We start from the raw sequence: 26,103 nt of genomic DNA, 5'->3' as shown, positions 1-26,103 counted from the left end.
CTGCTACTGCTGGGCGAGGCTGCCTTATCGGTTGCTGTCAGTCGAAACAGTCGAAGAGTCTGCCGGTTTCCATACGGGAATCATCAAGCTGTAGCCCAATGGGATAACGTCCTTGAGTGAATCACTTTGGGTGCTGTTGAGCCTTCGCAGGCTTTCTACGGTGATGCCGTACTTTTCCCATCGTTTAAAATACTTTTGATGCACCTCTTCTAAGGTCATGGCTTCTGGTAGGGTGAAAAGCATTTTAATTTTCACACGTAAACGAAAGCCGGGATACAGCTTATCTAATGGAACGAAGTCGTTCCATTCGCGCAGCGAGTCAAGTGTGGTATTGTATTTTTGAGCAATGCTTGTTGCCGTCTCACCCGCTTTTACTTTGTGAATGATGATGCTGTCGGGCTGTTGGTCCACAAGGCGCAAGCTGTCGGCAATCCTTTTTGCCTCCAGCAGGGCGCGTTGTCTTGCTTCTATTTCTTTGGCTTCTTTTCGTTGTTGTTGATAACTGTAAACCAAGTGAATAATCCACACCGACACAAACAACACTGCCAAAACAGTGAGCAGAGTAAAAATACCCCGTTTGGCACTTTGGGGGCTTTCTACCAGTTCGGCTTCTTCAAACTCAATGAAGCAAGCAGCAACATCTTTTCCGAAGCGGCTTTGCGTCAGTGCCTGCATAGTACGCTTATGTGCCTGTGAAGCAGTGGTAGCTTCCAAAAAGTGGTTTTTCAGGACTTCTTCTTGCAGCAAGGGGCAGGTGCTTACAAGAGCCATGTGGTGTGGTTTTGGTAAGAAACGGCGGGTAGGGGTGTGGGCATAAAAGCTTAGCAGATGCTTGCCTTTCTTCAGATACAGAACAGCACTGCCTTGCAGGTGCCAAAAAATTTGATGGTTTGACCAAATGACGATGCCCAAACTGAGCTCTTGAGGCGGCAGCGGCAATTGACCTATGGTGGATGAAGCATTTAGAAGCGTGCGGGCGTCGTCTATAAGCTCTTGTGGGTCTTTGTACACATGTTGCTCAATGTGTGTTTGCAATAAGTCGGTAATTTGTCGACTCACTTGTGGGGCATACTGCCCGGCAGCATTGGCATCGCATAGAATGTAGATGTCGCCATTGGCATGGTGGAAGTCGGCAAGAAAACAGCTGCCTTCATTGTAAGGCGAAGAGCGATAGGCTAACAAAAAAGACTTGTGGTGTGTAAGTCGGGGCATAAACATCAAAAATTATGATATGCAGTATAGGCATGAAGCGACGGAACAAAACAACAATTGAATCTTTTTGACTCGAAAAATTTAACTAACTTTCCATAGACAAACAACGCTAAGCATGCATTTACTGCCTTTAGTTTCCACCGAACAAATAAGACAGTGGGACCACGAAACCATTCACAAACAAGGAGTGCCTTCATTGCAGCTGATGGAACAGGCGGCACTCGCTTTTGTACGGGCGTTTCAAAAAAGAGAGGTAGAAAAAAAAGGGGAAGTGTGGGTTTTTGCAGGAATGGGCAACAATGGCGGCGATGGGTTGGCTATTGCCCGCTTGTTGCGGCAGTGTGGCTACAGGGTGCGGGTGTGGATATTGAAAATCAAGGAGACGGGAAGTCCCGATTTTGAAACCAACCTTGCCCGATGGCAGCGCATGCAAACGACTACGTTCATTCGTTCAGAAGAAGATTTCCCTGCCATTCCCGACGATGCGGTGGTAGTGGATGCTCTGTTTGGGACGGGTTTGAGTCGTCCTTTAGATGGTTTGCCAGCGGCTTTGGTGCAGCATCTTAATGCTCATGCCCGCCGTATAGTGGCGGTAGATGTGCCTTCTGGCTTGTTGCCGCAACAGTTGCCTCAAAGCGACAGCGTAGTACGGGCGCACTTGACCATTACCTTTCAACTGCCCAAGCTTTGCTTTGTATTGCAAGACTTTGCACCTTACATAGGCGAATGGGAGGTAGTAGATATCGGTTTGTCGCCGGCTTATTTGCCCGTTATTTTAAAGGAAAGCCGCGAGTATTTGCTCACAGCCGCATGGGCAAGAAACACTTATAAGCCGCGGGAGCGCTTTGCTCACAAGGGTACTTATGGGCATGCTTTGCTCTGGTGTGGTTCAAAAGGAAAAATGGGGGCAGCCATTTTGTGTGCACGCGCATGTTTGCGCGCCGGAGTAGGCTTGCTTACGGTGCATGCGCCGGCTTGTGGTTATGTGCCTCTACAAACAGCTGTGCCCGAAGCTATGGTTTCGGTAGATGAGCAAGAAGAATGCCTAAGCTCATTACCTGATTTGCTACCTTACGTTGCCATAGGTGCCGGACCTGGCATCGGGCAGCAAGAGGAAACACTACATGCCCTTCAGGAGTTATTGGTGCGTGCCACCTGTCCGTTGGTGTTAGATGCCGACGCACTGAATTTGATTGCCGCTCACCCCGAACTAAAAAAGTACATTCCAGTGCACAGTATCCTCACACCACACCCCAAAGAGTTTGAGCGTCTGCTGGGTTATCGCTGGCAACACGAGTTTGAGCTGCTTGACAGCTTACGGGCTTTTGCAAAGCAACATCAGGTGTATGTAATACTGAAACGTGCTTATTCCATAATAGCTTGCCCCGGTGGCGACTTGTTTTTCAATACGGCAGGCAATGCGGGCTTGGCTAAAGGTGGAAGTGGCGACGTGCTCACAGGCATCATCACAGCCTTGTTGGCACAGGGCTACTCGCCAAAAGAGGCTGCTTGCCTGGGGGTTTATTGGCACGCGACAGCAGCCGATGAAGCCGTCAAAAGACAGGCACTAAGTACGCTCTTGCCTACCGACGTGGTGGAGTCTTTGGGGGCAGTTTCTTGGATACATTCTCATATGAAATATGTGTAATCAATTTCAGAAAACGAACCATGAAGCTACCTTATCTTTTTGCGCTAAAAAAACTTTGTCTTGCGCTGTGGTTGCCGCTGTTGAGCCTGTCGCCTCTATGGGCGCAATTGCCGGCATTGCAATTGAAAGGGCAGGTGATATACACGCTTGGGGCAAAAGCGCAGCCCGAAGCTTACCTCTGGATTCGCATTGCCGGCGACACCCTGGGGCAAGCCCGCTTAGCTGACATGAAGGGACGCTATCAGCTTATACAAGCTACGAAGGTAGTGCATGAAGTGGCAGCAGAAGACTTTAAGCTGGCAGCTTTGTTTGCCGGTTACCGCGATGATGGCTTGGTGGTGAAGTGGCAACTGCCTCGCTTCGATACGCCAGCTACTTTGTTTGTGGCAATCAAAGATGAAAAAACGGGCTTGCAAACTGCCATCTCGGTGCCAGTGCAATATGGGCGTTTGCGATTTCGTGATACTGTGTTTGTGGCTGATGCCAAGGGCTTGCCTCTGTTGCGTGCCTTTGTGCGGGCAGATGAACCATTTCAACTAAAAGGCAGCAAAGAAGCCCTTTGGGTACGCTATTTCAAGCACTCTTTTGCACAGGCAGCCCCCCCAATGGACTTGAAGGGCGAAAAAACAAGTCCTACACTGCAGCCCGATTCGACGTTTCAAGTCCGTGGAGAGTCGCTTTTGAGGTGGCAAAAGGAAGGCTTGTATCTGATTCAAAAAGACACCAACGACCTTTATGGGGGCATTGGCTTGCGTGTAGAAAAACCGCCTTTTCCGCAAATCGCCCGTCGCAAAGAAGAAGCCATAGCTCCTTTGGTGTATATTTCCACTTCCAAAGAAGTGGAGCAGCTACAGGCAGCACAAGAGCTGAAGCCTGCATTAGACCGCTATTGGCTAAAAATGTTTAATGGCGATACTCAAAAAGCTGCCGCAGCCATTCGCCTGTATTACCGACAGCTGAAAGAAGTCAATATGATGTTTACAAGCTACAAAGAAGGCTGGAAGACAGACCAAGGGATGATATACCTTATTTTTGGACCGCCTCACCAAATCAGTGCGGGGCAGGACATAGAGCAGTGGGCATACACCAACAAAAACAACTTTTCAAAGATTACCTTTACCTTTAAACGCCAAAACAACCCCTTTACCGACCAACACTACGTGCTGGTGCGTTATCTGGAGTACGAGCCCATATGGTACACAGCCATAGAGCAGTGGCGCTATGGCTATGTACTCAAAGAATTACAGTAAAGCAGCTACTTCTTTGGCAAAGTAGGTAAGTATGATTTTAGCCCCGGCGCGCTTGATGCCCAATAAACTTTCGAGCATCACCTTTTCGCCATCGAGCCACCCTTGACTGGCAGCCGCTTTTATCATGGCATACTCGCCACTTACGTTGTAAGCTGCAATGGGCAAAGGATAGTGCTCGGCAAGCAGTTTGATAACATCGAGGTAGGCTAAGGCAGGTTTCACCATTAGGAAGTCAGCGCCTTCGGCAAAGTCAAGCTCGGCTTCTATGAGTGCCTCTTTGGCATTTGCCGGGTTCATCTGATACGTTTTCTTGTCGCCAAATTTTGGGGCAGAGTCGAGGGCATCGCGAAAAGGACCGTAAAAAGCACTGGCATATTTGGCAGTATATGCCATGATAGATACATCGGTAAAACCTTCATTGTCGAGGGCTTGGCGCAAATACCCTACGCGACCGTCCATCATATCAGAAGGGGCAACAATATCGACGCCTGCACGGGCTTGGGCTACCGCCATTTTTGCCAAAATCTCGAGGGTTTCATCGTTGAGTATCTTGCCGTTTTCTACCAAGCCGTCGTGCCCATCGCTGCTGTAGGGGTCCATTGCCACGTCACTGATGAGGCAGGCGCTGGGTAGCTGACGTTTGATTTCGCGGATGGCTTTCAAATAAATGCCCTCTTCGTTGTAGCTTTCGGTAGCAAAGCGGTCTTTTTTTGACTCGGGCAAGGCAGGAAATAAAGCGAAGGCACGAATACCCAACTCCATACAGTGCGCAATTTCCTCTAAGAGCAAGTCTAAAGAAAGGCGGGCAATGCCCGGCATGGAAGCAATGGGTTCTTGCTTGTTCTCGCCTTCGATTAAGAACAAAGGATAAATCAAATCCTCTTTATGAAGGAAAGTTTCTTGGGTAAGCGCCCGCACGGCTTCACTCTTACGGTTACGCCTTGGACGTCTGCTTAAATCTACCATCTTATTGACTGTTTTTGTATTTTACTTCTTATCTTAGCACTGAAACAAAGTTACGGAATCCAACCAATTATTTTTTGCTTTATGTCATCGTCTTCAAACGCAACGCCTTACCGTTTCCGCATTTATTATGAATCACCTGCTACGCAGTTTTTGCAAATAGAAGCGCGCATACCGGCACCCGGCGAGCATCTGTTGCTGCGTCTGCCAGTATGGCGTCCGGGGCGTTACGAACTTGCCAACTATGCCAAGTATGTACGTGATTTCCGGGCATACGATGCCAATGGCAAACCGCTGAATGTGAAAAAATACATTAAAGATGGCTGGTATATTGACACCTCCACGGTAGATGAGGTGCTGGTGCAATACGACTTCTATGCCAACCGGCTCGATGCTGGCGGATGTTGGCTTGATGAAGAACAGTTGTATATCAATTTTGTGAATTGCATACTCTTCTCAGAAGAGGCGCTTGATGTGCCCTATGAAATAAGCCTTGAAGTGCCCCCTGACTACGAGATTGCTTGTGCGTTGCCCCTTAAAAACAAAACGTTGTATGCACGTAACTATTATCACCTTATAGATAGCCCCATGATAGCCTCGGCTACCTTGAAACGCAATTTTTATCAGGTGGGGCAATATACTTTTTATGTGTGGATACAAGGCAATTGGACACCCGACTGGCACGAGCTGTTGCGCAATTTTGAAGGCTTCACCAAGGCGCAGCTCGACATGATGGGCGAATTCCCTTTCGAAGAGTATCATTTTTTGATACAAATCGTGCCCTATCGCTTCTATCATGGTGTAGAGCACACCGAAAGCACGGTGGTGGTGTTGGGACCCTCCGAGGCTATGGATACCGCCGATATGTACGACGAGCTGCTTGGTATTTGCTCACACGAGCTGTTTCATGTGTGGAATGTGTGTCGCATTCGCCCCAAAGAGCTTTTCCCTTACGACCTAACAAAAGAATGCTATTTCCCTACTGGTTTTGTGGTAGAAGGTATCACCAGTTACTACGGCGATTTGTTTTTGATACGCTCGGGTGTATGGAAATACAATCAGTATTTGCGAGAGCTGAACAAGTACATCAAGCGCCATTTTGAAAATTATGGAAGGTATCATCGCTCTTTGGTGGAGGCATCTGTGGATTTGTGGCTCGACGGCTATTCGGAAGTTACTCCCGGGCGCAAGGTGTCCATTTATGCCAAAGGCGCATTGGTGGCATTGATATTGGACTTCCTGATTCGTAAACACAGCAACGGCAAGGCTTCGTTAGATGATGTGATGCGCAAGATGTGGCATCGCTTCGGTAAGCCCTTCGAAAAAGGGTATTCGCTCAGAGACTTCAAAAACATAGTAGCCGAGGTGGCAGGCAATCCATTGGAACAGTTTTTTGCCGATTGTGTCGAGGGGGTGGTGCCTCTTGAAAAGTATATCGAGCCCCTCATGGAAGAGGTAGGCATCAGCTTTATGACCAACTATTTGAACAAAGGAACGGAGCTGTTCAATTTTCAGATTCAGCAAAGAGAGGGCAAGCTGCTTGTCAGTGCCATCGTGCCCGATTCGAATGCTTCACGCCATTTGCGCCTCAATGATGAACTGATAGCCGTCAACGGCAAACGTACCGAAACCATAGAACAGCTACAGCAGCTAATAGGAGCACAAACCGTAGCCCACTTGATTGTATCGAGGCAGGGGTATCTTAAAGAAGTTCAGCTCGAGGCAGACCCAGTGGTTTCCTTTAAAGAGTATTTTCTTCAGCTGAAGAACAATCTTTCCCAAGAACAGCAAAAGCGTTTATTGGCATGGCTTCATCAGTAGAACACTTGATAGTGAGTGAGTTGACCACTGCTGCAGAGGTGCTGCAGCGGTTTATGAATGACCCGACAAACGTACAAGCCATTGCCACTGCTGCCGACTATATGGTGCAGGCAATTCGTGCACAAGGTAAAATAATGGCTTGCGGCAATGGTGGGTCTTATTGCGATGCCCTGCATTTTGTAGAAGAGCTGACGGGGCGCTATCGCCAAGACCGACCTGCTTTGCCAGCGGTTTTGTTGGGCGATGCAGCACACTTGACCTGCGTAGGCAACGACTACGGTTTTGAATATGTATTCTCTCGGGCTGTGGAAGCCTTAGGTCAGCCCGGCGATGTGTTGGTGGCTATTTCAACCAGTGGCAACTCCGCCAACGTTTTGAGAGCCGCCGAGTCTGCTCAGAAAAAAGGAATAAGGGTCATTGGATTGACCGGAAAAGACGGTGGGCAGTTGGCTCAGATGGCAGACATCGCCTTGATAGTGCCTTACCAAGGATATGCCGACCGCATCCAAGAAGTGCACATCAAGGTGATTCATCTGTGGATAGCCCTCATAGAGCGGCAATTGGGCTATACTTCACTGCAACAATAACTCTATGAACTCATCGAAGTGCCGTGCTTGGCTGTATTGCCTGCCGGCATAGATGCTTGCCACCACTTTGAAATAAGCGGGCAGGTCGTCGAATCTGGTTAATTCTAAAGTGATGTTGCCGAATTCTTGTTGATAGACACCGTCTTGTGTGCCCCACTGCACTCGGGGTTTTAGGTAGTATTGTTCTAAGGTTTCCACACGTTCGCCACGGTCATACATCTTGTAACTGGCATCAGCCAAGCGGTAATTGAGGCTCAGTACACGGTCTTTTAAGTATTCAAACAAAAAAATAAAATCTGTTTGCCCCAGTTCATGTGAAGGAAAAGCTAGGGCAAAGCCATTGGCATAGGGCATTTGTAGCAATTGTATTTCCCATGACATGGCTACATTTTGCCGTTTGAGCCAATAGGCTTCATAAATGCGGCGCAAGGGGTCGGCAAATTTGCCCTCATTGACCCATTGAAAATACTGTTGTTTAAAAGAAGGAGAGCGTCGCAGCACATCATGTACCAAGGCTTGTTTGTTCGAAGAAGCAGTGTTGCCTTCTTCCTGCGACTCACCCAATAAACGTCGTAAGAACTTATCCCAAAAAGACATGATATTTTCCCCCTATATTACAAAAGTGCCGAAATACGTTGGTTTACACTCTATATTTTGCAAAAATAATTTTATTTTGTTTAAGCTGTGTCACAGACAAGGACATTTGCTCTTAAACCTCTTACTCTATGCGTTTGTTGTCTTCTCAAAAGTCTAAAAGGCATTTGCTTTTGGAGCATAGTTATGAATATCAAATGCTCAAGCACGCCGAACATATCGCACGCACTTTGATACGTCACAATATGGCAAGCCCTCAGCAAGTATTAGACCTTTTCGACCGTCTGCTTGATTTCCCTTTGAAACATCATTCACGGCAATCAAGACCTTTTTACCGCTTGCCCGGTAATGGGCGCCGTCCTCTTTAAGCCATTTTTGTTGTAGGAAAAATGGAATATTCGTAAATTCACTACATCACCCAAAACAATGATAGCCATGAAACCCAAAGTAGCTGTATTATTGTCAGGATGCGGTGTGTATGATGGTGCCGAAATACATGAAGCCGTTTGTACCCTGCTGAGTTTGCAGCAATTGGGTGCCGAGCCCGTGTGCGTAGCCCCTAACATACCGCAGTACCATGTCATCAATCATTTGAGCGGGGAAGAGATGCCCGAAAGCCGCAATGTGCTGATTGAAGCAGCACGCATTGCTCGGGGCAATATCTTAGACATAGAGCAGGCAAAAGTAGAAAACTTCGATGCCTTGGCAATGCCCGGAGGCTTTGGGGTAGCCAAAAACTTTACCACTTGGGCATTTAAAGGACCCGATGGCGATATTATCGGCAGCGTGAAGCAGTTTATCAGGGCATTTTATGAAGCCCAAAAACCCATTGCAGCTGTCTGCATGTCGCCTACCACTGTTGCCAAAGCACTGGAAGGCACAAATGCCCGCTTGAAGCTTACCATCGGAACTACTACTGCTGCCTCGCCTTACGATATTGCAGGCATACAAGAAGGTTTGCGCAAGGTAGGGGCAGAGCCCGTAAATAAAACAGTGAATGAAATCATGATAGATGAAGAAAACCGCTTGGTTACTTCGCCCTGCTATATGATGGAAGCTTCGATAGTAGATATTTATGAAGGTGTAAAGAAAACCATGCAAGCCCTGTTGGCTATGGTGAAAGAACAAGCGACTGCATAAGCTTATGTAAAAGAAACGGACAGAAAGTGCCCCTTACAAGGGGCATTTTGCTTTATGAAAAGAGGGGTGGAACATATCAACCCTTCGCTCTTGTTCCATACCAAAACAATTAAACACCTCAAACCATGATGAAATACAAACTATTTGGAAAATCCGGCTTGCGGGTATCGGAGTTGTGCTTAGGCACCATGACTTTTGGCGAAGAGTGGGGAACTGGCGCTAACAAAGAAGAAAGCCGCAAGATATTTGAGGCTTTTGTAGAACAAGGCGGTAACTTTTTTGACACAGCCAACCGCTATACCGAAGGCACCAGTGAAAAGTGGTTGGGCGAATTTGTCAAGCCCCAGCGCGACCGTTATGTGATTGCTACCAAATATACTCTCTACGATGACCGCACCGACCCCAACGCCATGGGCAACCACCGCAAGAACATGATGCGCTCGGTAGAGGGCAGCTTGCGCCGCCTCAATACCGACTATATAGACATCCTGTGGGTGCATATGTGGGATTTCACTACGCCTATTGAAGAGGTGATGCGTGGGCTTGATGATTTGGTTTCGGCAGGTAAAGTGCACTATATAGGTATTTCCGATACACCGGCTTGGATTGTAGCCAAAGCCAATACGCTCGCCGAGTGGCGGGGATGGACCCCCTTTATCGGCTTGCAGATTGAATACAGTCTGATTCAACGTACCCCCGAAGCCGACTTGCTGCCTATGGCACACCACTTCGACATGTGCATTACACCTTGGTCTCCATTGGGTGCGGGTTTACTTACCGGCAAATACAACGATGGACAGATTGAAGGGAAGGGGCGCTTGTCGCCGCAAAGCCGCAAGGTAACAGAGCGCAACCTACACATTGCTCGGCAGGTAGGTGAAATAGCCAACAAATTGGGAGTGCCAGCATCCCAAGTGGCGCTTAACTGGTTGCGTCGCCGGCATCCGCAAATCATTCCCATTGTAGGAGCACGGCGGGTAGAACAACTCCGTGAGTCGATGGGCTGCCTGAATTGGCAGCTCTCCGAAGAGCATTTCCGTCAGCTCGACGAAGTCAGCCGGGTAGATTTAGGCTTTCCGCATGAGTTCTTGCGCTACGATAGCGTGCAAGATGTCATTTTTGGAGACCATAAACACAGCATAGAAAATCATCGCTTAAATCGGTAGAAGGGAAGGGGTGCTTGCAAGCACCTCTTCTTGCTTTTTAGAAATTCATACGTAAAGTAACATAACCGTGCCGCCTTGCTTGTGGCAAACGGCTGGTGTACCATCCTTGACTTACTCCACTTGCGGTAACCCGCATGATAATAGTCAGCATCGTTTAGGTTATAAATTTTGATTCCCAAAGAAAGACCGGGTGCCAGAAAGTAGTTATACAACAAAGATAAATCGCTTACTACGTACGCGCCTATACTTTTGATGGGATTTGTGTTGACTGTCGGGGTTTCACCTAAAACAGTAGATTTGTTATGCCACGGCAAGCCGTGATTTTACGCTAAAAGTAGATGTAGAGCATTTACACAACCGGCTACTCCCCATAATGGAAGGCTTATCTGGCAGAGTGCAAACAGCTACTTCGCTTCATTGAGTAGGAAAACGAGTGATTGGTTCGTCATTGACTTGAAGAGGCTACAGTTGTGACGGCACTCGCTTACAAGCGGGGCTTGCCGCCTATAGACACTGCTCGACAATTTGGTTTACAATACGAGCAGCCGCAGGACACCATTGCGCATTGCGCAGATGAAGGGATGCGTGCTTGCAAAAGTCGCGCATATCGGTATGTGGATATTCGGCACATGCCTTGGGGCGTACCTCATAAATACGGCAGTAATTCTGTTCATCTAAGAAGGGGCAAGGGGTGGTCTTCATCACCTGGTCGCCGTCTTCATCCATCCGAAGATAAGCATCTACAAAATCCCTTTCTTTCATGCCTAAGTACTTAGCAATGCGGCGTGCGTCGTTTCCCGTAACAATAGGCGGTATGCTGCGGCAACAGTTGGCACAGCTAAGGCAATCGGTGGTGGCAAAGACCTGTTGATGTAGTTCAGCAGCCAATTGCTCGATGTGCCGTTGTCTGTTCTTTTGTTGTAGTAGTCTTTTGAATGCTTTTTTTGTTTCGGTTTTTAATGTTTCAACTTGCATGAGTTTGTGGGCGGTGTTTGCATCTTGCTCGCCATCGGCAAAGGTATAACTTTTTCTATCTTTGAAAGGCAATTTTTGCTGAATATCTATTCTATGAAGGTTCTTTACATTTCGCCTGATGGTATGACCGACCCTCTGGGGCAGTCGCAAGTGATACCTTATCTGAACGGCTTAGCCAAAAAGGGGGTTGATATTACCTTAATGAGCTTGGAAAAACCGGAGCGATACAAGCGTGAAGCCACCCATATTGCTGAATTTCTACACCCTTCTATTGATTGGCAGCCTGTGCGTTATCTACGTCGCCCCCCTTTGTTGGCTCAGTGGGCAAATGTTTGCCGTCTGTATCGGAAAGCCAGTCATCTGCATCGGCAAAAAGCATTTGATTTCCTGCATGCACGCAGTTATATAGGGGCGTGGGTTGCCCGCCGAATAAAGAAACGCTATGGTACCCCTTTTCTGTTTGACATGCGCGGCTTTTGGGCAGATGAGCGTATAGACGGAAAGATATGGCAACTGAACAATCCTTTGCACTATTGGGTATATCGCTATTTTAAAAGAGAGGAACGCTTTTTTTTGCAAGAAGCGCATCATATAATATCCTTGACACATGCTGCTCGAGATTGGATGACCACTCATTGGCAAGTGCCTGTCGGGAAAATAACAGTTATCCCCTGTTGTGTGGATTTAGAACATTTCAGCAAGTTGCGTACTGCCCGCCTGTGCACGGTCGAAACTCCTTTGCGTTTAATTTACTTAGGTTCACTGGGCACTTGGTATTTGCTTGACGATATGTTGCGGTTTTTTCATCATGTGCGTCGGTTTTACCCAGCAGCTACCTTTGTCATTGTTACCCGCGAACCGGAAAGCATAGTGAAGGACGCTTGTGCCCGTTTACAAATATCGCCTGAAGGCATAGAAGTGCGTGCAGCAGAGCGCCAAGAAGTACCCGCACTTTTGGCGCAGGCAGATGTGGGGGTGTTCTTTATCAAGCCGGCATTTTCAAAGATAGCCTCTTCGGCAACCAAGATGGGCGAAATGCTTGCCTGTGGTCTGCCCGTCATAGCCAATGAGCAGGTAGGTGACCACGACCATCTGTTTTCTACTTATCGCTGTGGCATTTTATTACGCTCAAAACCAAGCGCTAAGCCTTGGGCTTATGGCTATGAAGATAAAGCGTTTGAAGCGGTCATAGAGCAGCTACCGGCAGTGATAAGTACGCCGCCGCAGAGCTTCCGGGCTATAGCAAGCGAATATTTTAGCTTAGAAGAAGGAATAAAGCGCTACGAGGAAGTTTATCAACGAATGGCACGCTCATGAAAAAACGCATTTTGTTTCTGGCGCCTTATCCACAAGGCGAAGCACCTTCACAGCGGTTTCGCTTCGAACAGTACTACGGCTATCTGAAAGCCGAAGGATTCGAAATACACTTCCAGAGCTTCTGGGACCGGCAAGCTTGGCAAATACTCTACTGTCCGGGCAATTGGGGCGCTAAGTTTTTTGGATTGTTGCGGGGCTTTTTGCGGCGCCTGTCTTTGTTATGGCGGGCGAGACGCTACAACTTCGTCTTTGTGCATCGTGAGTTGACCCCGGTGGGTCCACCCGTATTGGAGTGGTGGATAAGTCGAGTGCTCAAAAAAAAACTTATCTATGATTTCGATGATGCCATTTGGCTGCCCAACACCTCGAAACAAAATCGTATGGTTGCCTTTATCAAGTGGCATTCTAAAGTGAAAAATATCTGCCGTTATGCCCATAAGGTAAGCGTAGGTAACGACTATTTGGCTGAGTTTGCACGCCAATGGAACCCTGCGGTGGTAACGATTCCAACAACCATTGATACAGACTATCATCGTCCGGTGGCACAGAAAAATATGGCATCGGATACCATCATACTTGGCTGGACAGGAACCCACTCTACCTTGCCTTACCTGAAAATCATAGCCCCCATTTTATGGCAATTGGCAGAAAAGTATAACATACAAGTGCGGGTAATCTGTAATGTCGCTCCTGACTTCGAACTGCCTGCCTTAGACTTTGTGCAATGGTCCAAAGAGCGGGAAATCGAAGACCTGCAAGCCATAGACATCGGTTTGATGCCTTTGATAGATGACGCATGGGCAAAGGGCAAATGTGGATTTAAAGCATTGCAATACATGGCATTGGAAATACCGCCTGTGGTATCACCTGTGGGGGTAAACACGCAGATAGTGGCACATGGGCAGCGGGGTTTTTGCGCCCATACCGCCGAAGATTGGTATCACTATTTGGAACAGCTCATCCGAGAGCCCGATTTACGACTAAAACTTGGGCAAGCAGGGCGCTCTTTTGTGGAGAAACACTACTCTGTGCGTGCCAATCAAATGAGCGTGGTGCGTTTGTTTGCGTAATAGCGCAGGATATACAAGCCCGACACGTAAAAAGGCATCATGGGGATTTTGTAGCGCACCAGCGTGCCAAAGTTATAACTGTTTACTCCCACACCAAAAGAGAAGCTGATAGCAAAAACCAGACACATCATAATCAGGGGTTCTTCGAAAAGATAGCGTGCCAAGGTGAGCAGTTTGTTGCGCATTTGCCATATCAGCCGGAACGTAAAAAACAGAAAAGCAGTGGCTTCCAACGATGCCAACAGCATGACGGGGTTGCGCACCTCCCACAAGTAAGGGCGGAAAAGAGCCACCCACACGGCAGCCGGAAACTTGCTGATTACGCTTTGCCATGTGCCGTCGAACTCACCCAAACTATAAGCAGAGCCGCTTTCTATGGTACTCACATAATAAAGCCATTCGGCGGTGGTTTGTGTGGTACTTGTCAGCGACTCTATAGAGTAGCGTGTCCCCTCTGTGATTTCGTTAACCACCACGTAGGCAACAGGTACTGCTAGCAACAGAAGTAAGGGCACTGTTAAGGCACGCAGCAAACCCGGGCGCATACGGTTCCGGAATCTCAGAAAAACCCACAAAATCAAGGAGGGTATAAAACAAAGCAGGATGTAAATCTTGATGCGATAGATAAACCAAACAGCGAGTGCGAAGATGATAAGATGACGTATCATCTTTTTTTGGCGGATAACGCCCCAGTAAAAACTATAAAAAGCCCATCCAAGTGCCCCCAGTGTGATGGTATCTTTCATGTAGCCCGACCCCCAGAAAAAAACCGAAGGTAGAAAAAGACAAGCCAACGCTAACGGGCGATGAAGCATGGGATACATCACAAAAAAGGTGCGGTACATCGCCCATACGCCCGTGAAGCTTACAAAAGCAAAACACAACGCAATGGCAGAGTAGTGGTGCAGGGTGAAGATACCAAAGAGTGCACCCAATCTAATCACAAAGAAGGTGTTTGAGTCAATGGCAAAATAAGCGTAGCGCAAGTAATAATAAGTGTCCGCATCTTCAAAATCAACACCTTTGAAAATGATAGAGAGCCCCTTTATGGGATTGTCAAGAAAAGCTTGCCAAATAAAATAACTGTCATGGAAGAAGTTAAAGGTATCGCCCCCGCCGTAATAAAACTGATAAATGAGCCCCAAAGCGATGGCACCCAGCAGCTTCACACCCAAGGCAGGGTAGTAATAACGCCGGCTGATGGGGTTGGTGATTGCCGGCTTGAGTAGCATCGCAATCAAGAGAATCAGCAGTAAAAAAAAAGGAAAGAAAACAAAATCCTCAATAGACATTCGAAACATAGCTACTTATTTCAAGGCACATTTACTATCTTGCCAACAAAACAGGCATGGAGCAATGGCAAATATACAAGCTACACGCATCTTGACAGACAAGCAAATCAAACAAAAGATAGAGCGTATTGCCTTTGAAATTTATGAAGAAAATCACACTTACGAACAAATTGCTTTTGTAGGGGTGGCACCTACTGGTTATTGGCTGGCAGAGGCAATTGCCGGAGAGTACAAGAAAATAAGTAAGCAAAGCGTGGGCTTGCATAAAATAGAGGTAGAAAAACAGGCACCCGTATGCGGCAAAGTGCAATTGAAAGCGCAAGCCGAAGAGTTGACCAACTGCCCGGTCATCTTGGTGGACGATGTGCTTAATACCGGGCGCACCTTGATTTACGCTCTGCAGCCTTTTTACCATATTGCCATTCCCAAACTACAAGTGGCTGTTTTGGTGTATCGCGACCATAAACTATTCCCCGTAGTGCCCGATTTCGTGGGCTTGGCGTTATCTACCACCCTGCAGAATCATGTAGAGGTAAAAAAAGAAGGTAACCAGTGGGAGTGCTATCTTTACTGAGCGTATGTGCAAAATCAAAAGTCTGCTCCCCTAATTGTTTTATCGAGCAAACCAAAATATTGAAGCAAATCGGTTACCCGTTCGTTGGGCTTGGCACGTGTGCTACTCGGTTCATTTTCAATACCACCTCATGGAGCGGAATATCAGCACTTGGAACTGTATTTTTAGTGCTTCGTCAATAACCGTCGGTCTGGTGGAGCAGCACCACGCTGCTGTCAGTGCCTATATGCGAGACCTCTTTTAAGCTCTGGACTATTCCTTCATCCGAAGCGCTGGTAGATGCGACTTGAAAGAGCCCGCATCGGCAAGTAAGCCGCAAAAGGCAATGATAAAAAATATCGTTTCACTTTATCGAAAGCTTTTCTGTTTATCACAGCTGCAAAAACAAAATCAAGCGATTAGTATCTTTGTTTCTGGTCATTACAATAAAAATCAAAGCTATGGAACTTATCAACCGGCAGTATTGCCTTCAAGGCATCCCTGTGACAGACTTGTGCAAGCAATTTGGCACGCCTCTTTATGTATATGATGCTTCCAAAATAGAGCAGCAGGTAAAACATATGCAACAGGCATTTGAGCAAATGCCCGTGCAAATAAAGTATGCGCTCAAAGCATTGAACAATCAGGCGATTTTGCAGTTGATGAAACGCTTGGGGGTGGGGCTGGACGCCGTCTCTATTCAAGAAGTAGAATTGGGCTTAAAAGCCGGTTTCGAACCCCACGAAATCTTGTTTACCCCCAACAGCGTGGGCTTTGAAGAGATAAAACAGGCAGTGGACTATGGAGTGGTAGTGAATATAGACAACATATCCATCTTGGAGCAGTTTGGGCACACTTACGGCAGCGACGTGCCTTGCTGCATACGCCTGAATCCTCACATTATGGCGGGTGGACACCATAAAATCTCTACCGGGCATATCGATTCAAAATTTGGCATTTCCATCCTTCAAATGCGCCATTTACAGCGGGTGATTCAGACGTACGCCATTCGGGTGAACGGCTTGCATATGCATACTGGCTCCGATATCCTCGATGCAGAAGTATTTTTGCAGGGTGCCCGCATCTTGTTTGATATTGCCCGCGAATTTCCTGCACTGGATTTTATCGATTTCGGCAGTGGTTTTAAAGTGGCATACAAAGAAGGCGACGTGGTTACCGACCTCGAAACGCTTGCCCAGCGCTTAAAAGCTGAGTACCGGGCGTTTAGTAAAGAGTATGGCAAAGAGGTGGAAATATGGTTTGAACCGGGAAAATACTTGGTGAGTGAAGCCGGTTATTTGCTTGTGAAAGCCAATGTAGTGAAGACCACGCCCGCTACGGTTTTTGTAGGGGTCAATTCTGGTTTGAACCACCTCATCCGCCCGATGATGTACGATGCTTATCACGAAATTGTGAACGCATCGAATACAGAAGGAGCCAAGCGCATTTACACAGTTGTAGGCTATATCTGCGAAACCGACACTTTCGGTTGGGACCGCCAATTGCATGAGGTGCGCGAAGGCGATATTTTGGTTATTCTCAATGCCGGTGCCTATGGGTTCACTATGAGCTCCAACTACAATGCGCGTCCGCGCCCGGCAGAAGTACTACTCTATAAGGGCAAACCTTATTTGATTCGGAAGGCAGAATCTCTTGACGACCTTTTGCGTAACCAATTGCCAATGCCTTGGGAAGAAGCAGACCGTGCTGCTAAGCAAACCACGGTCAAAGAAAAATAAAAACAAGCACTAACATCAAAAGGGGCTTACATTGAGCCCCTTTTGATTGCCATACTACTTTACACTGTCTGCCGACATGCTTTCTCCCCGGAGCTGCCGGTCTATCTCTTCCATTGAGGGAGGGGTCCCCCCAGCTTCCTTTATCATCTCCAAAAGGTGCTGCAGCTGCTCTTCGTAACGCTTTAGCATCTCGTCGTGTTTTTTGAGCATCGCTTGGTGCTGCTTTTGAGCATTTTCTTCTTTCTTTTGGGCATAGGTGTCATCTACCTCTTTTCTCTTATGACGCAACAGCACTTCGCCATGTGCATCGAGGCGTGCTACATGGTCAGATAAGAGCTGGGCATGCTCTTCCACACTTTTTTGCAGAACATGGCTCAGTGAGTCAAAAGAGGCAGAGGGGCGCTTAGCCGTTTTCTGATAGAGGTTGCGCAGGTCATGGAATACTTTTTCATACTGACGGTGCTCTTCTACCCACTGTTGGTGTTCTTTTACCCACTGTTGGTGGGTGGCTTCCAGCTGTTGGCTCAGTTCTGGCGTGTGCTTAAATTCTGTTTCTTCTTCATTCTTTTTTTCTTGCCCACAAGCAAAGAGTAAGCTTAAAGCAAGGAAAATGAGGAGGTAGTAAGCTTTCATAGGATTTTCTTCTTTTCTTTAAAGTTAAGAAAAGTGCGAACATGCACCAAAAAGTACATGCTTTATTTGCCTTGATATTTTGGTTTTCGTTTTTCGAAGAAAGCTTGTACCCCTTCAAGAAAATCTTTGGTCAGAAAATTCTTTCCTTGGTTTTCGGCTTCTAAGTTCAAAGTCTCTTCCAAACTACCTTCTATGCCCTTGCGCAAATTAGCTTTGGTGTGTTTAATAGCGATGAATGGACCTTCTGCCAATTGTTGCGCCAGCGCGCGGGTGCCTTCTTGCAGTTCCTGTGGCGTTTCATACAAACGGTTGAGCATGCCGTAGTGATAAGCTTCTTCTGCCGACACCATGCTTGCCAGCGCCATCCACTCAAACGCTTTCTGGTACCCCACCATACGGGGCAGGAAATAAGAGCCGCCACCATCTGCCGACAAGGCTATGTTGGTGAATATTTGGCTGAAACGCGCCTCTTTTGACGCCAGCAGCATATCGCAAGCCAGTGCCAAGTTGCAACCCAGACCTACACACACACCACTGATAGACGCAATGACCGGGATATCTGTTTGGCGTATCGCCAAAATGGTGGGGTTAACAGCTGTTTTTAGGTAGCTGGTTACGTCGGCACGCAACTCATCGCCTGCCATCAGGTCGGCGCCACTGCTGAAGTTGCCTTCTGCTCCTTGCAGTATAATGACACGCGTGCCGTCTTTTTCTGCTTCTTGGATGGCAGCCGATAAGCCGGTCATCATGCTTTTGGTGAGGGCATTCTTACGACGTGGATTGTTCAGGGTGATGTACTTGACATGCTTTTCTTGTTGAATAAGCAGTTGTTCGCTCATGATACTGTGTTTTTTAGCAAGTTAGGATGATTGGTTATTTAATTGTAAAAGACAAAGCCAGGCTTTTTCTACTTCGTTGTTGCGCAGGTATTGCTTGGCAAGGGCGTATATTTGCTCTTCTTTGGCTTGTTCAGGCAGTTGCCGGCGGTACTCCTCACTTTCAGCAAAAGCCTTTACTTGGGCAGGCGAAGGAAGTGCTTCATGGCGTGCCAGCTTTGCCAATTCGTTGGCAGTCAGGCGGTCGGTTTCCAGCAAAAACGAAGGCAGACCGTCAAAGCCAATATTTTGGCTGCCTGAGGGGTTGGGTACTTCAAACAAGGCGTCTCCCGAGGCACGCACATACCACAAGCCCCCCAGCCTTCCTACCAAGTCAATTTTGTGTTGGTCTATTTTACCATGGGCATCGAGTACTTCTTCTTTAATGTGCACCATCACCACCTCGCAAATGATGAGGCTACCTGCCCCCCCTTCTTTTCCTGTTTCTATGACTTGCTTTACCTTGCATTCAAATGCTACCGGCGATTCACCCACGCGAGGGGGCTTTACTTTCTGTGAAGGAAGCTCTGTAAAGCCGGCTTTTACAAACTCATTTACTCCCTTGGGGTATTCGGTGCTTGCCAGCGAGATTTGTTCTACCATGGCGTAGTTCACCACATTGATGACCACTTCGGGCACCTCTTGCACATTTTCGAGGGTATGTTTGGTGGTGTTGTCGCGCACCCGCCGTGACGGTGAGAAAATCAAAGTGGGTGGATTGGAACCAAAAACGTTGAAGAAACTGAAAGGGCTCACGTTTACATTGCCTTGGCTGTCTATGGTGCTGGCAAAAGCAATGGGGCGCGGAGCCACGGCACCTAGCAGATAGCTGTGCAACTCACTTGTGTTTATCTCTTTGGGGTCTATGGTTTTGTACATAAACGAAACAGATTGGTTTTTGATGACAAAATACTTCTCTATCTTTGTCAAAGATAAAATAAATCATAAAACTATGGGATTCGCGCCGATTATCATTTGGTCAATATCTGTATTGTTTTTTATAGCCATGATTGGATATTACAGCTTAAAGAAAGCTCAAATGGAATACCAGCAGGCAGACAGCAGATGGAAACAACAACAAGCCCAGACAGCTAACCGTGCTTTGGCGGAAGTGCTCGAAAAAGCCCGGTCGATTGAGCAAATGCAACAGGCAGTAAAAAATTTTTTTGACGAACAGGGGGGAGAAGCTGCCCTCGATGAAGAAGCGAAAGCCTTGATTCTTGCCCGTAAGCAGCAGCTCCTTGCTGAACGGCGTTATCACTATTACCTTACGCACCATCCTTCCAAAGCTATAGCCAAGATATTAGGAGTGAAGCCGGCTTAATATGTGTTCAATGACCTGTGAAGTGCTTGCCCCTTCTATGTCTATCCACTCAAATTCGGGATGTTGATGGCGGAACCAAGTGAGTTGCCGTTTGGCATAGCGCCGTGTATTTTGCTTGATGAGTGCTACGGCGGTAGCTTGGTCGTGCTTCCCTTCCATGCTCTCAAAGAGCTCTTGATACCCTACGGTTTGCAGAGCACTTAAATGGCGGTAAGGGAATAGCTGCTGGGCTTCTTGCCATAAGCCTTCTTGCATCATGATGTCCACCCGTCGGTTGATGCGCTCATATAGCATAGGGCGCGGGCGGTTCAAAACAAAGCCTCTGATGCGGAAAGGGCGTTTGGCAGCAGCGCGTTGTTTGAAGTAAGAGTAGGGGCGGTGGGCAGTGCGGCATACTTCCAAAGCGCGCAGCACGCGCCGCGGATTCTGCAGGTCTATTTCTGCGTAGCTTTCGGGGTCAACGGCTGCCAATTCCTCTTGCAGGGCTTTTAAACCTTTTTCTTTGAGCTCTTGTTGCAGTTGTTGTCGTGTGGTTGCTGGTATGTCTGGGAAACTGTCCAACCCGCTGCATACCGCTTTGATATATAAACCGGAGCCACCGCTGAGGAGCACAGTGTCGTATCGTTGAAAAAGCGAAGACAGCAGCGCCAAGGCTTCGCTTTCATACTTGCCGGCACTGTATTCTTGATGTATAGAATGAGATGCTATAAAATGATGAACTATGCCGCCCATTTCCTCTTCGGTAGGGCGGGCAGTGCCTATGCGCATTTCGCGATAGATTTGCCGGGCATCTGCTGACACTACCTCCGTCTGCAGTACCCTTGCCAACTCTACACACAAGGCTGTTTTGCCCACTGCTGTGGGACCCGTTACTACTACCAATGTTTTAGGCTTCAAGAAAAATTTGTTTTAATTTGAGTTCAAGCAAAAATAAACAATTACAGCTATGGCAGAAGCGTTAATCATCCCTTCAAACGCTACAAAAAAAGAGATTTATTCGGCTATAGTACCTCAAATAGAGGCACTAATTGCCCAAGAGCCCGATTTGACGGCAAATTTGGCAAACATTGCTGCCGTTCTGAAGCAAGCATTTGACTTTTTTTGGGTAGGTTTTTACCTAGTAAAAGATGGACAATTGGTGTTGGGACCTTTTCAGGGACCGCTTGCCTGCACCCGTATCCCTTTCGATAAGGGAGTATGTGGGGCTTGCTATCGCCAAAAGCAAACCCTCGTTGTGCCCGATGTAGAGGCGTTTCCGGGGCATATTGCCTGCAGCTCAGAGTCGAAATCGGAAATTGTAGTACCTGTCTTGCTTGGCGATGAGGTGCGTATGGTCATAGATGTGGATAGTCGTCAACTCAACGACTTTGACGAACAGGACAAGGAAGGGCTTGAGCAAGTGGCTGCTGTCATTAGCCGTTGGTTGATAAAGCATGTCGACTAAGCCTGTTTTTATACATACATTCACAAAGACTCATGAACAGGCGCAATCTTTTCTTCTTTGTTTTGTTTTGTACCGCCTTTTTGAGGATAGTCAATGCCCAAAATGACAGCCTGCACCTTCCTAAGGTACATTGGCAAGCCTATGGCGATGTGTATTTTGCGTATGATGCCAATGACCCGCCACAACAAAATGTGGTGCATACGCTTACGCACCCTGCTTATCACAACCAATTTTCTTTGAGCCTTGCTTATTTGAAGGCAAGTGTGGCGCAGGAATACTGGCGTGCTGTGGCTGCTTTGGCAACGGGTAGCTACATGGCAGTAAACTACGCTTCGGAGCCTGAATGGGCACGTTATGTGTTGGAAGCCAATGCAGGGGTGCGTCTTGCCCCAAAATGCTGGTTCGATGCCGGTATTTTTTCTTCTTTTTTAGGCTTTGAGTCGTCTATTTCGGCAGACAATGCCCTATATAGTCGTTCGTTTATTGCCGAAGCTACCCCCTATTATGAATCGGGGGTGCGCCTGACCTATACGCCTACTGAGCAATGGCAAATCATTGTTTCGGTATTGAACGGCTGGCAGCGCATCGTTGACAACAACCAGGACAAAGCCGTAAGTGCCCAAGTGCAGTACTATCCGCAAAAAGAACTTACTCTTAGTTATGCTACTTTCTATGGCAACGAAGGGGTAGGAACCACCTCGCTTTGGTGGGTACACAACCCCTTTGTTTATTACGAAAAAGAAAAGTGGAGCTTTTTGCTCGAGGGCTTCTTAGCTTCCGCAGAAGAAGAACAACAAAACAGTATGGCATGGGCAGTGTGTATCATGGGAAATTACTATCTTACCAACCAGTGGAGCGTGAGTGCGCGCTTCGAGCATTTTCAAGATGAAAAAGAAATTTTTTATACTACAGGCACGCCCAACGGTTTTGTGAACACTTCGTGGGCGGTGGGTATAACCTACAGCCCCGTGGAGCAAGTGAAGTGTCGCGTTGAGTGTCGCCCATTTTATTCAAAAGATGATATTTACTTGAAATCAAACACTACAACTTCCAATCAAAGTGTTTTAATATCAAGCGGAATTTCGTGGCGGTTTTGAAAAGAAATAAGTGGCTGACCTTAACAGTACTGGGTGGGACTTCTCTTCTCGCCCTCTTTTATCTGCTACATTTGCCCATGCAGGCACATGAAGCCGGCAGCAAGCGGCTGGTTTTGTTTACTTTGTGTAGTGAACTTCTGTCGGAAGAAGACCTGCCCGAAGGAGACTACTACTATCTTTATGAGCCTTTGCGAGCACTCGAAAGCCTGCAAACCGAAAAACTGCTCAAGACGCCCGCTCAGCTGCAGCAGCTGGCACAACACTACCAAGAGGTTTATGTATTGGGCGCTGGCTTGCCTGCCCCGTTTTTAGAGGTACTCGACAGCCTGTCGGTAAAAGCGCATTGGATACAGGCACGCTGCGAAGGCTTGCAGGCTGTGGAAATCATGCCTAAATATACTTTGGATAGCCTGCATGTCGTCGTTACTTGGACAGGCAAACCACAAGTAAGCATCCTGCTGCCCGACGGAAGCCCTCGCCTCGTGAAAGCGGACTCTTCTGCGCTCACTTACCGGGAGCATCTTCTTGTGCCTTTTGCGCCATTGGCTTGGATGCCCATAGGAGTAGCTTATGAAGAGGATACCGTATGGTGCAACCAGCCCCAGTTGGTAAGAGGCAGCGCCCGCACCCTCATGATTGAAGGCGCACCACAGCCGGAAAGCAAGTTTTTGAAGTCGTGGATAAAAAAACAAGGCGGGGAATATGCCCTTCGCTCGCATTTAAGTAATGACATCGTTGCCGAGGAATGGCATGCCTCAGATACTGCCTCTTTGCGACCAATCACAGCCGCAGTGCTCTCCCGCTTCGATTGGCTCATCATCGATGAGCTGGGCTGGCAGGCGTTGAGCAACCGGGAACAGGAGCTTGTTCTTGCAGAAGTGAAAAACAAAGGGTTGGGGGTTTTATGGGTTTTCAATCAAGGCAAGGTACGTTACCCCTCTTACCGTATGCTGCCCGTGCGTGTAAATGAGTCGCGTGGCACGGTGCACTTGCAAAAAAGAGTACTGGCAGAGTTGCCTCTCAGCCAATGGCGCATACGTGTAGCGCAGGAAGGAGTATTGACGCTGGCTACCGATGGGCAAGGGCAAGCTCTTACTGTATGTGAAAACTATGGGCGGGGCAAACTGGCAATGACCACCCTTGACAATACCTATAGCTGGCTTTTGAGTGGAGACATAGAAGCTTACCAGCGCTATTGGTTGTTTGTAGCCAGTGTGTTGGCTCGTCCTTATGCACCGGAAGTCTTTTGGGAACTACCGCCAGTAGCCTTCGCCCGTCATCGGCTCGATTTTCGTATTCGCAGCAAAGAGTTGATAAAGGAGGCTTATGTGTTGGAAGAAAATACCCGGCGCTACCCTTTGTATTTAACTCAACAACTGCCCGATACCACGCTATGGGCAGGGGCTTGGTATCCACCACGCGAAGGGTTTTATCAATGGGTGGCTATTGCAGGAACTGCAAACAAGCCGGCACAAAGAGGAATGTGGATAAGTCGTATGCCTTTGTCTTGGATGGCTGCCGGGCGTTACGACTACATGCAGCCATGGTATGAACGGCGTGTGGCTAAGGCTTCTAAAAAAGAAAGAGCAGTTACCGGGCAGCAGAACAAAAAAATGCCCTACTGGGCATGGGCATGTATCGCTTTTGGTGCGATGGCTATTCTTTGGCTTTGGGAAAGGCTTCGAGCTTAAATGATTACACAGGTGTGCGACTGCGTTGCTTGGTAGGAGTTGTATACCAGCGGTCCATGAGTAAATCTTCGGATTTGCCGCCCGGTGGCAAATCAATAATAGGCAATCCGCCGTTACCGGGTAGCCCACCGTCATCGTCTCCGTCGGAGGGAAAGTCCGGCTTGCCAATAGAACGCACCATAATCCATGCTATCACGGAGAAACAACACACACACGCAAGGAAATACAGGGCAGCCATATTTTTAGCGTCTAAAGGTTTAGCTGAGATGAATATACAAAATAAAACGCAAACAATCAATAGTGTAGCTAAAATTTATTTTTCTTCTTGCTTTATCGGAAGGAATGATGCGAAGTCCTTGATTTTATACTCTTTGTCAAGAAACTTGGTTATTTTTTTCTGCAGCTTTTTGCGTTCGTCTTCTTCCTGCAAGCGGGCGACTTTTCTCAGTAAGAGATACTCTGGGCTTAACACAATGCTTTTCTCTTTGTTTTCTATCTCATCAAGCATCTGATTCATGACGGTGAGGTCATGCCAGTGCCCAAGCTGATGCCCAAGCCTTTTCATGTAAGGATAGAAGCCGGGCAGAGGGCTGCAGGTGGTTTCTATGATATACATGCTTTCTTTCAGCTGTTTGCGCACCTTGTGCATGCTTTCTTCATTCTTCTTTTTCAATTGCTTGTACATTTTCTGTTTTAGCTCCTTGAGGTGCGCGTGAAGCAGATAGGCAGTCTGGTGGTCGTCGCTATGGTATAGTAGCAATTTTATCCGCTTTTTGATGGCGGTCAGTTGTTGCAGGTCAAACTGCTGCAGGGCGCTTTGCAAGTGGCAGCGGGCTGCTTCTCTTTTCTCTTCCAAATAACGATGATAAAACTCAAAATGGCTTTTCAAGTAGGAAAAGGAGGTGATTAGCCCTGCCTGTACTTGTGTGTCTCTGATGGTGCCTAAAATGGGATATACTGTGCGAAACAGCTCTTGCGCGGTATGTTTATTTATTTTGTCGGGGCGAATGAAGTGCAGCAAGCGAAGCATGGCACGAAAACGCTTGATTCCTACGCGTACGTCGTGGATGGCAGCCGCTTCAAGCTGTGAGGCAGCTGTCCATTTGTTTACAATTTCATGGCAGCTGTCATCTAAATAAGCACTTATCTTGGAATAGAAGTAGCGGCTACTCATGGCGTATATTGGGGGTTTGTCTTACTTTTTGTTGAAAAGTAAGCTCGTCCAAAAACATCACTAAGCGGGTGTGGTCGCGTATAGAAAGCCACGAAATGTTATAGGGCATGCTTTTGAGCAACTGAAAACCCTGCTTTCTGTATATCACCAACAGACGCTGCAGATTGCCCTTCCGAAAAGAAATTTCGAAGCCATTGAACTCCTCGATGGGAATGACATTTCTACTGAGCAAACGCTGGCGCCTCAGTGCCCACGACCACAGCGTATTGTGGCGGAAAGGTAGGGTGGTAATGATGATTTTTCCTGCTTCGGTGTGCAACTGAAAAAAAGAAGGCTTGATGTAGAGTTCAATCAAGCGAAAAACAGTAGATGCTACCAACACGCTACCAAGTACCTCTGGGTGAAGGACCGGCAAAAAAAAGTAATGAGACAACAAAGCTATAGCACTCACATAGCGACTCAGCGAAACCAAGTCGCTGAGTATCAAGTAGCGTGTGTAGCGTTTTTTGTTGTGTATGATAAACATGACTTTTGCCGG

General features: G+C 47.5%; 27 protein-coding genes. 15 read left to right on the top strand and 12 right to left on the bottom strand.

What is annotated here, in order from left to right; all coding sequences use genetic code 11:
* Positions 1–24: 24 nt before the first annotated feature.
* Complete coding sequence (locus FHS56_RS08415; RefSeq protein ID WP_166919660.1) at positions 25–1,212, bottom strand: LysM peptidoglycan-binding domain-containing protein; 1,188 nt, start codon at positions 1,210–1,212, stop codon at positions 25–27.
* Between the two features lie 115 nt (positions 1,213–1,327).
* Between FHS56_RS08415 and FHS56_RS08410 the strand changes: the two genes are divergently transcribed.
* Together FHS56_RS08410 and FHS56_RS08405 are read left to right on the top strand one after the other, a co-directional pair.
* Positions 1,328–2,860, top strand: a complete 1,533-nt coding sequence (locus FHS56_RS08410) for an NAD(P)H-hydrate dehydratase (protein ID WP_243844190.1) — start codon at positions 1,328–1,330, stop codon at positions 2,858–2,860.
* 20 nt (positions 2,861–2,880) lie between these two features.
* A complete protein-coding gene (locus FHS56_RS08405; RefSeq protein WP_166919658.1) occupies positions 2,881–4,110 on the top strand; it encodes a GWxTD domain-containing protein in 1,230 nt (409 codons plus the stop codon).
* Here the strand turns inward: FHS56_RS08405 and hemB are convergent.
* Complete coding sequence (gene hemB / locus FHS56_RS08400; RefSeq protein ID WP_166919656.1) at positions 4,102–5,076, bottom strand: porphobilinogen synthase; 975 nt, start codon at positions 5,074–5,076, stop codon at positions 4,102–4,104. The genes FHS56_RS08405 and hemB overlap by 9 nt on opposite strands.
* Positions 5,077–5,157: 81 nt before the next feature.
* On the opposite strand from hemB, the gene FHS56_RS08395 reads away from it, so the two are divergent.
* Together FHS56_RS08395 and lpcA are read left to right on the top strand one after the other, a co-directional pair.
* Positions 5,158–6,894 (top strand): M61 family metallopeptidase, encoded by a 1,737-nt coding sequence (locus FHS56_RS08395; protein WP_166919654.1) that lies wholly within the window; start codon positions 5,158–5,160, stop codon positions 6,892–6,894.
* Complete coding sequence (lpcA, locus tag FHS56_RS08390) at positions 6,879–7,481, top strand: D-sedoheptulose 7-phosphate isomerase (protein WP_166919652.1); 603 nt, start codon at positions 6,879–6,881, stop codon at positions 7,479–7,481. The genes FHS56_RS08395 and lpcA overlap by 16 nt, the downstream gene beginning before the upstream one ends.
* On the opposite strand, the gene FHS56_RS08385 is transcribed toward lpcA, so the two are convergent.
* Entirely contained in the window at positions 7,467–8,078 is a 612-nt protein-coding gene (locus FHS56_RS08385; RefSeq protein WP_166919650.1) for a hypothetical protein, read from the bottom strand. The genes lpcA and FHS56_RS08385 overlap by 15 nt on opposite strands.
* 128 nt (positions 8,079–8,206) lie before the next feature.
* Here FHS56_RS08385 and FHS56_RS08380 point away from each other — a divergent pair, with 128 nt between their 5' ends.
* From FHS56_RS08380 to FHS56_RS08370, 3 genes are all read left to right on the top strand, one after another.
* Complete coding sequence (locus FHS56_RS08380; RefSeq protein ID WP_166919648.1) at positions 8,207–8,443, top strand: hypothetical protein; 237 nt, start codon at positions 8,207–8,209, stop codon at positions 8,441–8,443.
* A 67-nt stretch (positions 8,444–8,510) separates the two neighbouring features.
* Positions 8,511–9,215 carry an isoprenoid biosynthesis glyoxalase ElbB gene (gene elbB, locus FHS56_RS08375; protein WP_166919646.1) on the top strand — a complete coding sequence of 235 codons (705 nt, stop codon included), beginning with the start codon at positions 8,511–8,513 and terminating at the stop codon, positions 9,213–9,215.
* 125 nt (positions 9,216–9,340) lie between these two features.
* The gene (locus FHS56_RS08370; protein ID WP_243844189.1) at positions 9,341–10,381 is read left to right on the top strand and encodes an aldo/keto reductase; all 1,041 of its coding nucleotides are present in this window, start codon (positions 9,341–9,343) and stop codon (positions 10,379–10,381) included.
* A 504-nt stretch (positions 10,382–10,885) separates the two neighbouring features.
* Here FHS56_RS08370 and FHS56_RS08365 read toward each other — a convergent pair.
* Entirely contained in the window at positions 10,886–11,356 is a 471-nt protein-coding gene (locus FHS56_RS08365; RefSeq protein WP_166919644.1) for a YkgJ family cysteine cluster protein, read from the bottom strand.
* 93 nt (positions 11,357–11,449) lie between these two features.
* Between FHS56_RS08365 and FHS56_RS08360 the strand changes: the two genes are divergently transcribed.
* Positions 11,450–12,673 carry a glycosyltransferase gene (locus tag FHS56_RS08360; protein ID WP_166919642.1) on the top strand — a complete coding sequence of 408 codons (1,224 nt, stop codon included), beginning with the start codon at positions 11,450–11,452 and terminating at the stop codon, positions 12,671–12,673.
* A complete protein-coding gene (locus tag FHS56_RS08355; RefSeq protein ID WP_166919640.1) occupies positions 12,670–13,743 on the top strand; it encodes a glycosyltransferase family 4 protein in 1,074 nt (357 codons plus the stop codon). The genes FHS56_RS08360 and FHS56_RS08355 overlap by 4 nt, the downstream gene beginning before the upstream one ends.
* Here the strand turns inward: FHS56_RS08355 and FHS56_RS08350 are convergent.
* Positions 13,713–15,044 (bottom strand): hypothetical protein, encoded by a 1,332-nt coding sequence (locus FHS56_RS08350; RefSeq protein WP_166919638.1) that lies wholly within the window; start codon positions 15,042–15,044, stop codon positions 13,713–13,715. The two genes, FHS56_RS08355 and FHS56_RS08350, sit on opposite strands and share 31 nt — an antisense overlap.
* A 55-nt stretch (positions 15,045–15,099) precedes the next feature.
* Between FHS56_RS08350 and FHS56_RS08345 the strand changes: the two genes are divergently transcribed.
* Together FHS56_RS08345 and lysA are read left to right on the top strand one after the other, a co-directional pair.
* The gene (locus tag FHS56_RS08345; protein ID WP_166919636.1) at positions 15,100–15,609 is read left to right on the top strand and encodes a phosphoribosyltransferase family protein; all 510 of its coding nucleotides are present in this window, start codon (positions 15,100–15,102) and stop codon (positions 15,607–15,609) included.
* A gap of 440 nt (positions 15,610–16,049) precedes the next feature.
* The gene (gene lysA, locus FHS56_RS08340; RefSeq protein WP_166919634.1) at positions 16,050–17,327 is read left to right on the top strand and encodes a diaminopimelate decarboxylase; all 1,278 of its coding nucleotides are present in this window, start codon (positions 16,050–16,052) and stop codon (positions 17,325–17,327) included.
* A gap of 54 nt (positions 17,328–17,381) precedes the next feature.
* Here the strand turns inward: lysA and FHS56_RS08335 are convergent, their stop codons facing one another.
* The 3 genes from FHS56_RS08335 to FHS56_RS08325 all read right to left on the bottom strand — a co-directional run bounded on the left by FHS56_RS08335 (position 17,382) and on the right by FHS56_RS08325 (position 19,714).
* Positions 17,382–17,960 (bottom strand): hypothetical protein, encoded by a 579-nt coding sequence (locus FHS56_RS08335; protein ID WP_166919632.1) that lies wholly within the window; start codon positions 17,958–17,960, stop codon positions 17,382–17,384.
* Between the two features lie 62 nt (positions 17,961–18,022).
* Complete coding sequence (locus FHS56_RS08330; RefSeq protein WP_166919630.1) at positions 18,023–18,799, bottom strand: enoyl-CoA hydratase/isomerase family protein; 777 nt, start codon at positions 18,797–18,799, stop codon at positions 18,023–18,025.
* Between the two features lie 21 nt (positions 18,800–18,820).
* Positions 18,821–19,714, bottom strand: coding sequence for a flavin reductase family protein (locus tag FHS56_RS08325; protein WP_166919617.1), 894 nt, complete (start codon positions 19,712–19,714; stop codon positions 18,821–18,823).
* Between the two features lie 73 nt (positions 19,715–19,787).
* Here FHS56_RS08325 and FHS56_RS08320 point away from each other — a divergent pair, with 73 nt between their 5' ends.
* Positions 19,788–20,159, top strand: coding sequence for a hypothetical protein (locus tag FHS56_RS08320; RefSeq protein WP_208409654.1), 372 nt, complete (start codon positions 19,788–19,790; stop codon positions 20,157–20,159).
* On the opposite strand, the gene miaA is transcribed toward FHS56_RS08320, so the two are convergent.
* A complete protein-coding gene (miaA, locus tag FHS56_RS08315) occupies positions 20,139–21,056 on the bottom strand; it encodes a tRNA (adenosine(37)-N6)-dimethylallyltransferase MiaA (protein WP_166919611.1) in 918 nt (305 codons plus the stop codon). The genes FHS56_RS08320 and miaA overlap by 21 nt on opposite strands.
* 49 nt (positions 21,057–21,105) lie before the next feature.
* Between miaA and FHS56_RS08310 the strand changes: the two genes are divergently transcribed.
* Genes FHS56_RS08310 through FHS56_RS08300 form a run of 3 tightly spaced genes read left to right on the top strand, consistent with a single transcriptional unit; the run spans position 21,106 to position 24,391 of the window.
* Positions 21,106–21,603, top strand: coding sequence for a GAF domain-containing protein (locus tag FHS56_RS08310; protein WP_166919608.1), 498 nt, complete (start codon positions 21,106–21,108; stop codon positions 21,601–21,603).
* Positions 21,604–21,635: 32 nt separating this feature from the next.
* On the top strand, positions 21,636–22,700 hold the full coding sequence (locus FHS56_RS08305) for an outer membrane beta-barrel protein (protein ID WP_166919605.1): 1,065 nt from the start codon (positions 21,636–21,638) through the stop codon (positions 22,698–22,700).
* A complete protein-coding gene (locus FHS56_RS08300; protein ID WP_166919602.1) occupies positions 22,688–24,391 on the top strand; it encodes a hypothetical protein in 1,704 nt (567 codons plus the stop codon). Before FHS56_RS08305 ends, FHS56_RS08300 begins: the two co-directional genes overlap by 13 nt.
* A 4-nt stretch (positions 24,392–24,395) precedes the next feature.
* Here the strand turns inward: FHS56_RS08300 and FHS56_RS08295 are convergent, their stop codons facing one another.
* From FHS56_RS08295 to FHS56_RS08285, 3 genes are all read right to left on the bottom strand, one after another.
* Positions 24,396–24,629, bottom strand: coding sequence for a hypothetical protein (locus FHS56_RS08295; RefSeq protein ID WP_166919600.1), 234 nt, complete (start codon positions 24,627–24,629; stop codon positions 24,396–24,398).
* Between the two features lie 75 nt (positions 24,630–24,704).
* The gene (locus FHS56_RS08290) at positions 24,705–25,565 is read right to left on the bottom strand and encodes a CHAD domain-containing protein (protein ID WP_166919598.1); all 861 of its coding nucleotides are present in this window, start codon (positions 25,563–25,565) and stop codon (positions 24,705–24,707) included.
* A complete protein-coding gene (locus FHS56_RS08285) occupies positions 25,558–26,091 on the bottom strand; it encodes a hypothetical protein (protein ID WP_166919596.1) in 534 nt (177 codons plus the stop codon). The genes FHS56_RS08290 and FHS56_RS08285 overlap by 8 nt, the downstream gene beginning before the upstream one ends.
* Between the last annotated feature and the right edge of the window lie 12 nt (positions 26,092–26,103).

The sequence above is a fragment of the Thermonema lapsum genome (assembly GCF_011761635.1).
Classification (GTDB): domain Bacteria; phylum Bacteroidota; class Bacteroidia; order Cytophagales; family Thermonemataceae; genus Thermonema; species Thermonema lapsum.
Note: the sequence above shows the minus strand (reverse complement) of the source record. Positions and strands in the feature narration are given on the sequence as shown.

Bases quoted from the DNA above. Each gene is read 5' to 3' on its own strand.
- FHS56_RS08295 (WP_166919600.1), bottom strand. From the start codon at position 24,629: ATGGCTGCCCTGTATTTCCTTGCGTGTGTGTGTTGTTTCTCCGTGATA.
- lpcA (WP_166919652.1), top strand. From the start codon at position 6,879: ATGGCTTCATCAGTAGAACACTTGATAGTGAGTGAGTTGACCACTGCT.
- FHS56_RS08380 (WP_166919648.1), top strand. From the start codon at position 8,207: ATGCGTTTGTTGTCTTCTCAAAAGTCTAAAAGGCATTTGCTTTTGGAG.
- FHS56_RS08385 (WP_166919650.1), bottom strand. From the start codon at position 8,078: ATGTCTTTTTGGGATAAGTTCTTACGACGTTTATTGGGTGAGTCGCAG.
- lysA (WP_166919634.1), top strand. From the start codon at position 16,050: ATGGAACTTATCAACCGGCAGTATTGCCTTCAAGGCATCCCTGTGACA.
- FHS56_RS08365 (WP_166919644.1), bottom strand. From the start codon at position 11,356: ATGCAAGTTGAAACATTAAAAACCGAAACAAAAAAAGCATTCAAAAGA.
- FHS56_RS08285 (WP_166919596.1), bottom strand. From the start codon at position 26,091: ATGTTTATCATACACAACAAAAAACGCTACACACGCTACTTGATACTC.
- FHS56_RS08330 (WP_166919630.1), bottom strand. From the start codon at position 18,799: ATGAGCGAACAACTGCTTATTCAACAAGAAAAGCATGTCAAGTACATC.
- FHS56_RS08415 (WP_166919660.1), bottom strand. From the start codon at position 1,212: ATGCCCCGACTTACACACCACAAGTCTTTTTTGTTAGCCTATCGCTCT.
- FHS56_RS08410 (WP_243844190.1), top strand. From the start codon at position 1,328: ATGCATTTACTGCCTTTAGTTTCCACCGAACAAATAAGACAGTGGGAC.
- hemB (WP_166919656.1), bottom strand. From the start codon at position 5,076: ATGGTAGATTTAAGCAGACGTCCAAGGCGTAACCGTAAGAGTGAAGCC.
- FHS56_RS08405 (WP_166919658.1), top strand. From the start codon at position 2,881: ATGAAGCTACCTTATCTTTTTGCGCTAAAAAAACTTTGTCTTGCGCTG.
- elbB (WP_166919646.1), top strand. From the start codon at position 8,511: ATGAAACCCAAAGTAGCTGTATTATTGTCAGGATGCGGTGTGTATGAT.
- FHS56_RS08305 (WP_166919605.1), top strand. From the start codon at position 21,636: ATGAACAGGCGCAATCTTTTCTTCTTTGTTTTGTTTTGTACCGCCTTT.
- FHS56_RS08320 (WP_208409654.1), top strand. From the start codon at position 19,788: ATGGGATTCGCGCCGATTATCATTTGGTCAATATCTGTATTGTTTTTT.
- FHS56_RS08355 (WP_166919640.1), top strand. From the start codon at position 12,670: ATGAAAAAACGCATTTTGTTTCTGGCGCCTTATCCACAAGGCGAAGCA.
- FHS56_RS08310 (WP_166919608.1), top strand. From the start codon at position 21,106: ATGGCAGAAGCGTTAATCATCCCTTCAAACGCTACAAAAAAAGAGATT.
- FHS56_RS08325 (WP_166919617.1), bottom strand. From the start codon at position 19,714: ATGTACAAAACCATAGACCCCAAAGAGATAAACACAAGTGAGTTGCAC.
- FHS56_RS08345 (WP_166919636.1), top strand. From the start codon at position 15,100: ATGGCAAATATACAAGCTACACGCATCTTGACAGACAAGCAAATCAAA.
- FHS56_RS08350 (WP_166919638.1), bottom strand. From the start codon at position 15,044: ATGTTTCGAATGTCTATTGAGGATTTTGTTTTCTTTCCTTTTTTTTTA.
- FHS56_RS08360 (WP_166919642.1), top strand. From the start codon at position 11,450: ATGAAGGTTCTTTACATTTCGCCTGATGGTATGACCGACCCTCTGGGG.
- FHS56_RS08370 (WP_243844189.1), top strand. From the start codon at position 9,341: ATGATGAAATACAAACTATTTGGAAAATCCGGCTTGCGGGTATCGGAG.
- FHS56_RS08395 (WP_166919654.1), top strand. From the start codon at position 5,158: ATGTCATCGTCTTCAAACGCAACGCCTTACCGTTTCCGCATTTATTAT.
- FHS56_RS08290 (WP_166919598.1), bottom strand. From the start codon at position 25,565: ATGAGTAGCCGCTACTTCTATTCCAAGATAAGTGCTTATTTAGATGAC.
- FHS56_RS08335 (WP_166919632.1), bottom strand. From the start codon at position 17,960: ATGAAAGCTTACTACCTCCTCATTTTCCTTGCTTTAAGCTTACTCTTT.